Consider the following 12,417-nt stretch of genomic DNA (forward strand, 5'->3'; position numbering starts at 1 on the left):
TCCCGAATTTTAACCTAGCATACTTGTTAGCGCACATCATTGATCAAGATCAATGATGTGCGTCTCTTAACTAAAATAATTGGTCTTATACACGCTTAACCTTTTGCCCACGCCACAAGTAGTAAACAGCGGGTAACACGAGCAAGGTTAGAATAACCGCACTGATCATTCCTCCAACCATCGGGGCGGCTATTCGGCTAACCACTTCAGCACCAGTTCCTGTGCTGAACATAATAGGCAGTAGACCTGCAATTGTAGAAACAGCCGTCATCATGACAGGACGAACACGAAGCCCAGCCCCTTCCATTACAGCGCGAGAAACACCGTCTTTAGTCAAAGCTTTACCTTGCTCTAGTTGGCGTTGTTCGTATTCGTTATAGGACTGATTAAGATAAGTCAGCATTAATATCCCTATTTCTACGGTAACCCCCGCTAGTGCTATAAAGCCAACCGCTACAGCAACTGAGAAGTTATAATCTAAAAGATACATCAGCCAAATTGAACCGACCAACGCAAGGGGTAAGGTTCCCAATATGATAGCGATTTCCGTAGCATTTCGAAAATTCATGTACAAAAGAACGATAATAATCGCGAGTGTTAACGGAATAACGTAAGTTAGCTTTTCCTTGGCTCTTTCCATGTATTCGTACTGCCCGGACCAAGTAACTGAATACCCTGCTGGCAACTCGAGTTCTTGTTCTACAACCGTCATTGCTTTTTCAACATAAGTGCCGACATCAACGCCTTCAATATCGACAAAGGTCCAGCCATTAAGTCTTGCGTTTTCGCTTTTAATTGCCGGCGGTCCGAGTTCAACGTAAACATCAGCTACATCCGCCAAACTAATACGCTGCCCATTGGGCGTAACTAAAGGTAACTGCTTTAATTCTTCCGGCGAATCACGGTAATCTTGAGGGTAGCGCAAGTTTATCGGGTAACGTTCGAGTCCTTCAATGGTCTCTGAAACATTCATTCCGCCAATAGCCGTGGCAACAACCTGCTGAACATCCTCAATGTTCAAGCCATAACGTGCAGCCTGCTCTCTTTTTATGTCGACTTTGACATAGCGTCCACCAGCCACTCGCTCTGAATAAACAGAAGCCGTACCATCGACATCATCAAGTATCGTTTCAAGCTGCTGGCCTATCTTCTGAATTTCATTAAGATCGGCTCCGGCAACTTTTATACCTACCGGCGTTTTTATACCTGTTGATAACATATCAATGCGAGTTTTAATGGGGTATACCCACGCATTGGTCAGCCCCGGAAACTTTACAAGCGCATCCAGTTCTTTTTTCAACTTCTCAGTGGTCATCCCGTCTCGCCACTGATCTTTCGGTTTCAGTTGAATAAAGGTTTCAATCATCGTTAGGGGTGCCGGGTCAGTGGCGGTATCCGCTCGGCCAATTTTGCCAAAAACCGTCTTCACTTCTGGTACTGTTTTTATGAGCTTGTCGGTTTGCTGCAACAGCTCCCTTGCTTTACCAATTGATAATCCGGGATAGGTAGTGGGCATATACATCAAATCGCCCTCATCCAAATCTGGAATAAATTCACTACCAATTTTGTCAATCGGCCAGACACCAACGGCCAGGATAACAAGCGCTCCGACAACTGCTGTCTTGGGGTATTTCAAAATGCCTTTTAAAAGCGGTTTATACCCGGCGATCAATAACCGGTTAAGCGGGTTTTTCCCCTCAGGTGTTACCTTTCCTCTGATAAAATATCCCATCAACACAGGAATAACGGTAACCGCTAAGGCTGCACTGGCTGCCATTGCGTAAGTTTTCGTGAAAGCAAGCGGAGAAAACATCCGCCCTTCCTGGGCTTCTAAGGTAAATACCGGCATAAAGCTGACGGTAATAATGAGCAAGCTAAAGAAAAGAGCAGGGCCCACCTCTGAAGCAGAGGCGGCAACCACCCGCCAGCGGTTCTCTGCTGTCAGTGGCGTTTTTTCCATATGCTTATGCATATTTTCAATCATGACGATGGCACCATCGAGCATAGCGCCAATAGCGATTGCGATCCCTCCAAGTGACATAATATTCGCGTTAATTCCTTGCCAATACATGACAATAAACGCGGTTAAAATACCCAAAGGCAAGCTGATAACGGCAACCAGCGAGGAGCGGACATGGAAGAGAAATATCACACAGATAAACGCGACAATAGCGAGTTCTTCTATTAAACTTTTCCAGAGACTTTCCACGGCATCCGAGATAAGCCCCGAACGATCATAGACAGTGACTATATCGACACCTTCCGGTAGCCCCGACTTTAACTCATCCAACTTTTGTTTAACGCCATCAATCGTTTTTTGGGCATTTTCTCCGAAACGCATTACCACAATACCACCCACGGCTTCTCCCTCACCGTTGAGTTCGGCGATACCGCGTCTCATTTGGGGGCCCACACCCACATCAGCAACGTCTTTAAGCAATAATGGCGTGCCATTTTCATCAACGCCAAGCGGGATACTCTCTAAGTCTGACACACCATCAATATAGCCTGAGGCCCGGACCATATACTCAGCTTCCGCCATTTCAACCACCGACGCCCCCACTTCCTGATTACCTCGCTGGATAGCATTTTGTATGTGAGCAAGAGGAATATCGAATGCGCGCAGCTTCTCCGGATCCACTTTCACCTGGTACTGCTTTACCATCCCGCCGAGGGCGGCAACTTCCGAAACCCCCTCGACCGTTTGCAGTTCATACTTTAAAAACCAATCCTGCATACTGCGTAACTCACTCAAATTGTGGTTACCCGTACGATCAACCAAGGCATACAAATACACCCAACCAACCCCTGTTGCATCAGGGCCTAATTGCGGTCTTGCATTAGAAGGCAGTGTCGGAGCAACCTGAGACAAATATTCCAGTACTCGCGAACGCGCCCAGTAAGCGTCTGTATCTTCGTCAAAAATGACATACACATAGGAGTCGCCGAAAAACGAATATCCACGGACGGTTTTAGCGCCGGGGACAGACAGCATAGCGGTTGTTAATGGATAGGTTACTTGATCTTCTACCACCTGCGGCGCTTGACCCGGATAGCTGGTTTTAATGATCACCTGGACATCCGACAAGTCCGGCAGTGCGTCTACGGGCGTATTCTTAACCGCAAAAGCACCAACACCCACGAGGATTAATGTCGCCAGAAGAACGAAAAAACGGTTACTCACTGACCATCGAATGACTGACTTAATCATGGTTATGCTCCTGCTCTGTCACTTGTTTTTGCTCAGGAATATGAATCGATGTGAGCTGGTACTGTTGCTTCCCGACTTGCGTTATTTCCGCATGCAAGGATAACCCCGTGCTAAGCTGAGAAAGTTCAACATCCGAAGCAACATCGAAGTCCATCGTCATTGCAGGCCAGTCCCATTCAGAAATCTCACCGTGCTCCAGCGTAACCATCGAGTGCTGAGGCATAACATTTTTAACGGTTGCTTCAACCCAGACAGCTTGAGCTGCTGCGTCACTTGACATACTGCCATGGCTCTCGTTATCAGCATCAGTGTCATGTTGCATGCGCTTAAAGTCAGAGGATTTACTGGACTCAGAATCAATCAAAAACTGAGCTGAAGTAACGATGTCATCACCTGCCATAAGACCCGATAAAATTTCAACTCGCGAGCTCCCTAACCGCCCAACGTCAACATTAACTGATTTAAATTTCCCATCACCCAGTGCCAGTACAACTCGGTTCGAACCACCCATTCGGATAAGCGCTTCTTTAGGGATGATTAAGTTTTTGTCGCCTAAACCAGCCTTAATGTTAAGATTCGCAAACATGCCCGGTTTTAAAAAACCATCTGGGTTGTCGAAGTGAATTCGAACTTGTCCCGTCCGAGTTTTAGGGTTAAGTGACGGATAGACATAATCAACCTTTCCTTGCCACTCTTTACCTGGAGCATACTCAAGGTTCATTTGAACGTCATTGCCTACCTCAACCTGGTTCAATTGCCGCTCAAAGACTTCTGCAATAACCCAAATTTTAGCCAGTTGAGCAATGGTCATTAAATTCATACTCGGCGTTACAAACGCACCTTCACGCACAGTCAGTCTATCCAATACCCCGGACTGCTTTGCTTTTACCGTGATTGTTTTCTGAATTTTACGAGTTTTTTTTAACTTCTTAATCTCAGATTCAGAGACTTGCAGAGCTCTTAAGCGTTCTTCAGCGGCATCAATTAGCACCTGATTACCTCTTTGCGAGGCCAATACAAGCTCCTCTTGCGCATTAACCATTTCAGGAGAGTAAATACTGTATAAAGGCTCGCCGGCTTTAACCGAGTTACCAACCGCTTTTACGAAAAGCTTCTCAATCCAGCCTTCAACACGGGGACTTACTGTCAGCACTCGGTTCTCATCAAACTGAACATAACCGACCGTTTCGATATCCAGGTTGAGTCTCGAAACGGTGACCGTTGCAGTTGTAACCCCAAGGTTATTAATAACGTCGGGATCAATTCTCACCGTACCAGGTGAACTCTCTTCTGCATCATCACCATAGTAAGGAATAAGGTCCATCCCCATTGGAGACTTTCCTGGTTTGTCTCGACGATAATTGGGATCCATCGGAGCCACCCAATATAACGGCTCTTTTTCTGCATTGCCCGATGAACGCTCAGACACTTCAGTCGATTGCATTACATAGCCAATAGCGCCAGCGCCAACTGCAAAGCCTACAGCTAAACTTATAAGAGATTTGGTGACTGTTTTCATTTTACACTCCTGAAAGTAATAAGTAGTTTGCTTTGGCAATCAATTTTTGGCGGTTGATGGCGATTGCTAATGCATCAATTTTTGCGTTGACTTCCGCAATCTGTGACCGTACCGCCTCGGCAAAGTCGCCATCATCATTGTTGTAGGCAGTCAATGCGGCTTCAGACTGGGCGGACATTTGTGGAAGTAGCTCTTCGTGATATAGGGCAGCACGTTCATTCAAACGGTTCAGTTGTAAAAACGTACTGCGTAAATTGGCTATTAACTGCCTGGCAACCAATAACTTCTCAGTTTTTTTTGCTTCCGTTTTAAACTTTGCTGAGCGTACCTGCTTATCCTGTTTGTTATCAGTAAATAAAGGGACATCGAACGTAACCCCGGCTGACAGCAAGTTGGCACGGTCATTGCCGCTTGGATCGTCGTTTCTATGGCCATATTTCAGATTGGCTGACCATTGCGGTTTATAACCTTGCTGAGCGAGCTCGACAGACGTCTCCGACGCCAAAATGTCTTGATCGGTCGCTTGCAAAACCGGGTGTTCTTTTATCAATTCGTACAAGGCTTGTTTCGGTATTGTCGAAGGTGATAGCAATGTCTTCTTCAGCGTAAGACTCGGAAGGTCATCCGGTAACCTTGATTTCGCTATAACACCTATCCATTCCGACAGTTCGCTTTGAAGTCGCTCCTCTTTTTGTCGCAGTAATGTCAACCGATCATCCAGGCGTGTAAGTTCAAGTTGGGCTCTAATAACATCTTGCTGCCGTGCTTTTCCCTCGGTACTGGTATAACTCGCCTTAGCGGTTGACACTAACTGTTCAAAAAGCGCTCTATCCGATTCAATCAAGCGGATACTTTGCTGAGAGAAAAAGACATCTAACCACAACTTAGTGACCGTTGTTTTGACTTTAGCAATGCGATCCGCTCTCAAAAGCGGTTGTTTTTGAGCTAATTGGTTTTTCTGCTTACGAGACAACGATAAAGTGTCTCCTCTGGGAAATGCTTGTGAAACACCGACGACTAACTGGGTCATCCCTTCCTGTCTTGAACTAAAACTGTCAACAGGGAAACTGGCAGCCGTGAATGATATTTTAGGGTCAGGCAAACTGGAAGAGGCTATCGCTTCACTCGCGAATGCCTCTTGGGTTTGCTTACTTGCCGTTAACCAAGGATCTTCTTGTACAGCGATACTCACTGCTTCTTGCAAATTCAAAAGTGGCTCTTGTGCACTAACAACATTTGGCACTACTGCAGTCAGAACACCTAAATAAGCCATTCTTCTTAAAAGTTTCATATTGTTACTCTCAAAAACTGTGAATTTTTAGATTCAACACAGACCAAGCTATGAATCAGAGCGTAACGAGGACGACGATCGGCGTCGTAACAACAATGAGCGAACCAAAGCTTATAGCTGTGCTTTTACCTGAGCGATAGACGCGCCAGGATCGAGAAATCCCGTATTTTTAAGAGTGGATTGGGGGGCGGAAAAGCGAGAGTGAGTGTTTTTCTTTAATATTCGTATCTAAGAATGAGGTTGCGTTAAAAAGCAGCTTATCAACAGGCGGAACCGTCGATTGCTCAGAATAAACGACAGTAATTGACGGACTGTAACAATGTCGCATCATTGAATCAGAGCAACAATTATCGGTAAGAGAGTGCGACACTTCGCAATCAGCAAGATCACAAACCTGCTCAGTAGAATCGTGCATACAGGCCTCTTCCGTACTGATAGTTTGTGAAAATGACATTGTTGTTACTGCTAATAGCAATAGAGCAATGATTAAACGATACATGCGAAGTTCTGCTGTAAAAACATGCTTGAAGTATATATCTTTTTGCTGATAAGGATCAATCAATTAAAAGAGGTACTCATTGCGAGGTAGTCAATCCAGGTGGCGATACGACTACTATATCACCACCCAGATTTACGACTAACTTAGGCGATTTTAAAGTCTAAATACCAAAGTCATCGAACTTTATGCGTTCTCGCGGAATACCAAAGTCAGCAAGAGACTTTAACGTTGCTTCTAGCATCGGCGGAGGACCACACACGTAAATATCTAATGTTTCTTTGTTTTTGCCGGCCAACCACTTCATTGCGGTTTCGTGCACAAAGCCAGTTGGTCCAGTCCAGTCATCCGACTTGGCGCTCTCAGAAAGAACAGGTATATAAGTTAACCGCTCTTCTCTTTCAAACTCGTTTCTATAACAGAGTTCCTTTTCATATCGAGCACCGTAAAAGAATATGCAACGACGAGGAGAATCTGCTGCTAATTCACTTTGTATTAACGATCTTAACGGTGCAACACCTGCGCCGCCTCCGATAAAGACTTGCGTGTGACTATTTTGTTTCGTCAGCTGAAAGTCACCAAATGGTCCTACAGCATCGACACGCGCACCAGCCTCCAGATTACATAGGTAGTTTGAGCCGATACCCGGGGGAATCCCTTCACTTGGCGATGGCAGCTGCCTTATGTTAAATACAAACTGAGTCGGGTGAGGCCGCGTAGCAACCGAGTAATGCCGTGACAATATTTCGTTTATATGTGGAATACGGAACTGCATAAATTGCCCGGCTTCATAACTAACGGGGTCTGAACTTACAAAAGTAAGCTCCATAATGGATGGAGTAAGTTGCCGCTTTGAATCAAGTGTTAAAGCAATATCATCGACTCCGGCATTATGCAGCTTAACGTCATAATTGGATGACGTTCTGTGTTGACAAGATAGGCGCGTTCCTGCTTCTAATTCGTTGGCGCTCAATAACGCTTTATCAGCTGCTTTCGGGCTGGGTATATTGCTGCCTTGCAGTGTCACTTTACATAACCCACAGGTACCGCCTCCGCCACAATTACTCGCAATTGGTTGCCCTTTCTGCTGAAAATATTCTAGCCACGTTTTCTTACGTTTTGGATTAAAGTCACCGTTAGTAATATTTCGGCCTAAGAGAATTAAACCGGATAATGAAAACCAAAGAGCGAATAATCCAGCACTCCATATCAATAGATGATTAAAACTTCGACCGCCCGTGTAATCCATAAAGTGCAGACGAAACGCCCAGTCAGCGATTGTCCATGGCGTATTACGATGTTCCACAACCCGGGATGACGCTTCATCGATATATATTCGGGTATTAAGATCATCCTCGATATCAATGCGGAATCCTGAGGCATTCCAGCCATTCACTTCATCGCTTCCCTTGACTCTTTCAACCCTTTCAACCTGGCCCGGTCCATTGTAGCTATTCAGCGCTAGCTGAGTCGCCAAAGCTTGGTCCGTAGACCACCGTTCACCGGTATCTGCGTTGAAGTAAAGCAAACGTCCATCTGGCAGAGACACCTGATACTGACCTACCCCGGCAACACTGACCAGTTCAATGGAGTGAGCTAAGGGGAATCGTTGATGCATTTCAGTAACATCGATTTGAGGCGCTATTTTTTTAAGTGGGGGTTCAGAGTTTTTTGAGACCATATATTGGTGGCCTGACATTCCGTGATGTCCGGTTAAGCTAAAAAATAACCCACTCACTAGCCACAAAGCGACTTGAATCACTAAAACCAAACTCACCCAACGATGAAGCCATTGCATAAACCTTATCATTGAGCACCCCCAGTCGATTTTCTCTTAAACGTAATCGTATAAAAAAGCAGGACAGTGCCCGTTATCATTAAAATAAACGTACCGATAATAAAGCCCTTTAACCACCAGGTCTCGATATCCACACGCTCGTCGTAGTCCATTATGTGTAACATCCAGGCGATATCAAACCCCCGCCAAAACGTATGTCGCTTTACCAAAAGCTCCCCGGTCGTTTCAGATAAATACAGACTGGTATTACCGAAATCGTCATAATTTACCTGCCAAATCGGTAACAAAGCACCACTCACTTCTGTTGGTGGGTTATCAGTCATGTAAACGACCGATTCAATAGCGTCGGGATCCTTCGTGTAATATTGATTCGCTAACTCTTTAATGTGTTGTTCGGTTATATCAATACGCTGCAGCGACTCCGCATTAACTAAAAACGCTCCCTCGTTACTCTCTATTTTATACACCGGCTGTAACTTCTGATTCAGCCATACGCTTTTTAACGACGTTTTTCGTGTTTCTGGATAGCGGCTCAACAGGTCATTTAAGCTTGATATTTCAACACCTTTCGGTATTGGCTGGCTTATATCCTGAACTAAGTGATCACCATGAATATAATCCAAATCGAAGAACACCATGTAAGCGCCACTGATTGTCCAAATAACCATTTGCAGGCCAAAAATCAAAGATAGCCAACGATGCCAAACTCGCCAGCTACTGGAGCGTTTCTTTTGAGTCATACCCTACCTCAAATTTAATAAAAAAAAGCTGCCGCTCCCAGGGAAAAGCGACAGCCAGTCTAGTCTTTAAAAGCTGTAACGTACCTTCAGATATAACTGACGGCCTAACAAGTCATATGTCATAGTGTCAGTATTGGCGTCCGTCCAACTTTGAATATAAGGCGGTTCTTTGTCAAAAAGGTTATTAACACCGCCAGTCACGCTCAGTTTTGAATTTACGAAATAAGTTCCCTGCACGTTATGATAGAAAACACTGGGGGCTCGGGCTCCAATATCTCCCGGAGCAGCATTAATGTCATCGGCAGGTCCAATGTACTGGACGGAGTAATGTACACGCCAGTCCTGTTTCATAAAGGTTCCCGAAGCGTTTGAACGCCAGTGCGTATAGCTTCCTCTGCCACCAGTAATGTACCCGGCATATTCAATTTCATCCGCACCAACGAAAGGCGCAAATGTATACTCATTTAGGTAACTGACATTCCAACTGAAGTCACTTTTCCAACCCAGCAGCTCGGTGTTATAAAACAAAGCCGTATCAATACCCGACACATTTTCAGTTGCGGCATTGGTGGGTTGAGCAGACAAAAAGTTAATATCGCCAGTTAAAGAATCTCTCGTGAAATGCTCCGGACTGCAAAATGGGTGCGATAGATTTTCTGAGTTATAGCAGACAGACAGCTTCGTTGAACCGGGAATTCTTTGGATAGCATTCTCAATATCAATATCGTAGTAATCAACCGTCAATTGTAAATTGTCCGCTGAGCCGATATCCCATACGAAACCAGCAGTGAAAGTATCTGCGTCTTCCGGTTTTAAATCAGGGTTCCCGCCAACAGTGGTAAGAACGGTTGCACCAAATTGTTCATACCCTGCAGGGACACCATCTGCTTGGCAATTTGCCGCCACAGTTGGATTAGCACCGGCTTGATCCCATCCGTCACACGGATCCGTTGTTGTCAGGTTTCCTTCAGCAACACCACCAAAGAGTTCAGGTATGTTCGGGATCCGAAAAGCAGTTGACTGAGTCGCACGCACTTTCAACGCATCAGATACACGCCAGTGAACACTCGCTTTGTAGTTCCCATCACTACCAAAGGTGTCATAGTCACTATAACGGTATGCTAAATCTAAGTTTAAAGATTGAACCAACGGTAAGTCAGCTAATAAAGGTAACGAAGTTTCACCATACACCTCATCGACCGTATAGCTTCCCTCAATAGGATCTGCTTGGTTAGTATTCATAATACCAGCGACAATTGATGAGTCCGGGTTTCGCCAACCTTTCTCTTTACGGTGTTCAACACCAAAAGCGACAGGAACCCATCCAGAAGGCATTTCGAATAAGTCTCCGGAAATATTTGCTGTCAATGAACGCTGCTCATTACCACCATTGTCAGTCGTCCGAAACATAATGTAGTCCAAAGCTTCTTGAGACAGGTCACCGTACCCCAGCAAGTCAATACAAGGAATGCCGTTGGAGCCACAAGTATTCGGATCTAAACCCGCAGATAGACGCTGCATGTTGACTATATTGGTCATGCCGTCAATGGCTGTATTACGGCCATAGTTATAAGCAACTTCCCAGTTCCAACCTGAGCCAATAACACCATTCATGCCGACGACCGTTCTGAACGTATTAACATCTTGAAAGAACGTTCTTGGTCCACCTTCTAATAAGCGACGACCTTCAAGTCGAATTGTTTCACCCGTTGGGTTTGTTGGGTGGCTGGCATCAAACTCAATACCTCTTAATGTTCCGGGTGTCGCTAATTGATCGGATGTTCGATTGTTGTATAAAACTTCAGTAAATACCGTCGTATCTGGCGACAGTTGATAATCCCCGAAAGCGGAGAAATTCCAGTTTGTAATTGGGTTAACCGAATTTAGGTAAGGAAAAAATGCAAAGTTGTGTTTTTCAGAGCTGTAGGGTTCATAAAAGTCCCCGTTACCGTCCGCATCTTGACTGAAATTAATCCGTTCGCCAGCATTTGGCCCCGTCAATATGGTTGCTCTACCCCCAATGGTACTTGAGCTCCCGAAGCAATCCAGTTGGCCTGGTGTTAATTCACCCAAAGCACAGCCGGCTTGATCAGCCATATTGACCTCATCGGAAGAACGGTAGCCTAGAGTCGCCATTATGCGACCTTTGTCGCTGCTGGCGCCAAAGATCATGTTAACTTTACGATCTTGGCCCTCACCGTCATCTGTCGAGCCCAAGCGCCCTTCTATAGTAAAGCCGTCATAACTTTTACGAGTGATGATGTTGACCACACCTGCTACAGCATCCGCACCGTATATCGCTGAAGCGCCGTCTTTCAGTACTTCGATACGTTGGATCATTTCGACAGGTATCATATTTAAGTCGACTGAACTATTAGCACCGGTCCCACCATTTACAACACGGCGGCCATTCAGAAGCACAAGTGTTCGGTTAATGCCCAGTCCACGCAAATTAACTTGAGCGGTACCATAGCCATTACCTGTCCAATAAGCATTGCTCTGACTGCCAGCAAAACCAGCGGAGGCTGACATTCTCTGTAAAATCATTTCTACCGAGGTCATTCCCGATACTTCAATATCTTCCGCCGTAAAAACCTGAACAGGAGCAGCACTTTCGGCTTCGATTCGCTGAATTCGCGAACCGGTCACCGTGATTTTCTCAACGTTTTCGGCTTCAGTATCACCAGGCCCTGACTGAGCCCAAACGGTTGTTGTATTAAAGAGTGCCGCAGATACGCCTATAGCGACAGCAGACTTAAGTAACTTTTGCATTTTGTCACCTCGATTAAATTATAATTATTTTACTTTCCGATTAGACTTCGTACTGCCATCTAAGTTGTTTATACAACCTTCAGAATAGAAACCTTAGGATTTTAGTCAAGCTAAAAACGATTAAAGTTGTATAAAAAACCCTTTAATAGCAAAGCTTATAGAGGTTGTATATTCAACTTTAAGTTGTCCTCATGTATCAATAATCTTTTAAAATAAGCTCTTCAAGATAGCTAGTGACCTCTCCCCCAAAAATAGGACCATGAAATCGATGAGATTTCCATTAAAATGGGTCAAGTGGAGATCTCGATATGAAAAAACGTTACAGCGAAGAGCAAATCATCAAGGCCATCAAAGAGCATGAGGCCGGCGCAAAAGTTGACGAAATTTGTCGTCGCATGGGCATTTCCAGCGGCACGTTTTATAACTGGCGTAGTAAATACGCCGGAATGGAAGTGAATGCATGTTTCGGATGAATCCGAACACTCATTTCGGTTCAATCCGATCACCCATTTCGGTTTAAACCGATCACCTGTTTCGGTTTTATCCGATCACTTTTAGCCTTTTTCCGAAATCACTGTTCGGATTGCCGA

At 45.1% G+C, this 12,417-nt stretch carries 6 protein-coding genes and 1 pseudogene; 1 reads left to right on the forward strand and 6 read right to left on the reverse strand.

Annotation, left to right across the window (positions count from 1 at the left end; genetic code table 11):
* Window positions 1-85 precede the first annotated feature (85 nt).
* From DEU29_RS12880 to DEU29_RS12910, 6 genes are all read right to left on the reverse strand, one after another.
* On the reverse strand, window positions 86-3,211 hold the full coding sequence (locus tag DEU29_RS12880) for an efflux RND transporter permease subunit (RefSeq protein ID WP_133540736.1): 3,126 nt from the start codon (window positions 3,209-3,211) through the stop codon (window positions 86-88).
* Window positions 3,204-4,730 carry an efflux RND transporter periplasmic adaptor subunit gene (locus tag DEU29_RS12885; protein WP_133540737.1) on the reverse strand — a complete coding sequence of 509 codons (1,527 nt, stop codon included), beginning with the start codon at window positions 4,728-4,730 and terminating at the stop codon, window positions 3,204-3,206. The genes DEU29_RS12880 and DEU29_RS12885 overlap by 8 nt, the downstream gene beginning before the upstream one ends.
* Before the next feature lies 1 nt (window position 4,731).
* Window positions 4,732-6,021, reverse strand: a complete 1,290-nt coding sequence (locus tag DEU29_RS12890) for a TolC family protein (protein WP_243734603.1) — start codon at window positions 6,019-6,021, stop codon at window positions 4,732-4,734.
* A gap of 659 nt (window positions 6,022-6,680) precedes the next feature.
* A complete protein-coding gene (locus DEU29_RS12900) occupies window positions 6,681-8,327 on the reverse strand; it encodes a PepSY domain-containing protein (protein ID WP_100690642.1) in 1,647 nt (548 codons plus the stop codon).
* Window positions 8,324-9,055, reverse strand: coding sequence for a membrane protein (locus DEU29_RS12905; RefSeq protein WP_006956236.1), 732 nt, complete (start codon window positions 9,053-9,055; stop codon window positions 8,324-8,326). Before DEU29_RS12905 ends, DEU29_RS12900 begins: the two co-directional genes overlap by 4 nt.
* Before the next feature lie 66 nt (window positions 9,056-9,121).
* The gene (locus DEU29_RS12910) at window positions 9,122-11,827 is read right to left on the reverse strand and encodes a TonB-dependent receptor (RefSeq protein ID WP_133540738.1); all 2,706 of its coding nucleotides are present in this window, start codon (window positions 11,825-11,827) and stop codon (window positions 9,122-9,124) included.
* A 308-nt stretch (window positions 11,828-12,135) separates the two neighbouring features.
* Here DEU29_RS12910 and DEU29_RS12915 point away from each other — a divergent pair.
* A pseudogene (locus tag DEU29_RS12915) lies at window positions 12,136-12,285 on the forward strand (transposase); the annotation flags it as partial.
* Between the last annotated feature and the right edge of the window lie 132 nt (window positions 12,286-12,417).

It is taken from the genome of Idiomarina aquatica (assembly GCF_004362895.1).
Classification (GTDB): domain Bacteria; phylum Pseudomonadota; class Gammaproteobacteria; order Enterobacterales; family Alteromonadaceae; genus Idiomarina.

Excerpts from the sequence above, each read along its gene's own strand:
- DEU29_RS12880 (WP_133540736.1), bottom strand. The coding sequence starts at position 3,211 with ATGATTAAGTCAGTCATTCGATGGTCAGTGAGTAACCGTTTTTTCGTT.
- DEU29_RS12885 (WP_133540737.1), bottom strand. The coding sequence starts at position 4,730 with ATGAAAACAGTCACCAAATCTCTTATAAGTTTAGCTGTAGGCTTTGCA.
- DEU29_RS12890 (WP_243734603.1), bottom strand. The coding sequence starts at position 6,021 with ATGAAACTTTTAAGAAGAATGGCTTATTTAGGTGTTCTGACTGCAGTA.
- DEU29_RS12900 (WP_100690642.1), bottom strand. The coding sequence starts at position 8,327 with ATGATAAGGTTTATGCAATGGCTTCATCGTTGGGTGAGTTTGGTTTTA.
- DEU29_RS12905 (WP_006956236.1), bottom strand. The coding sequence starts at position 9,055 with ATGACTCAAAAGAAACGCTCCAGTAGCTGGCGAGTTTGGCATCGTTGG.
- DEU29_RS12910 (WP_133540738.1), bottom strand. The coding sequence starts at position 11,827 with ATGCAAAAGTTACTTAAGTCTGCTGTCGCTATAGGCGTATCTGCGGCA.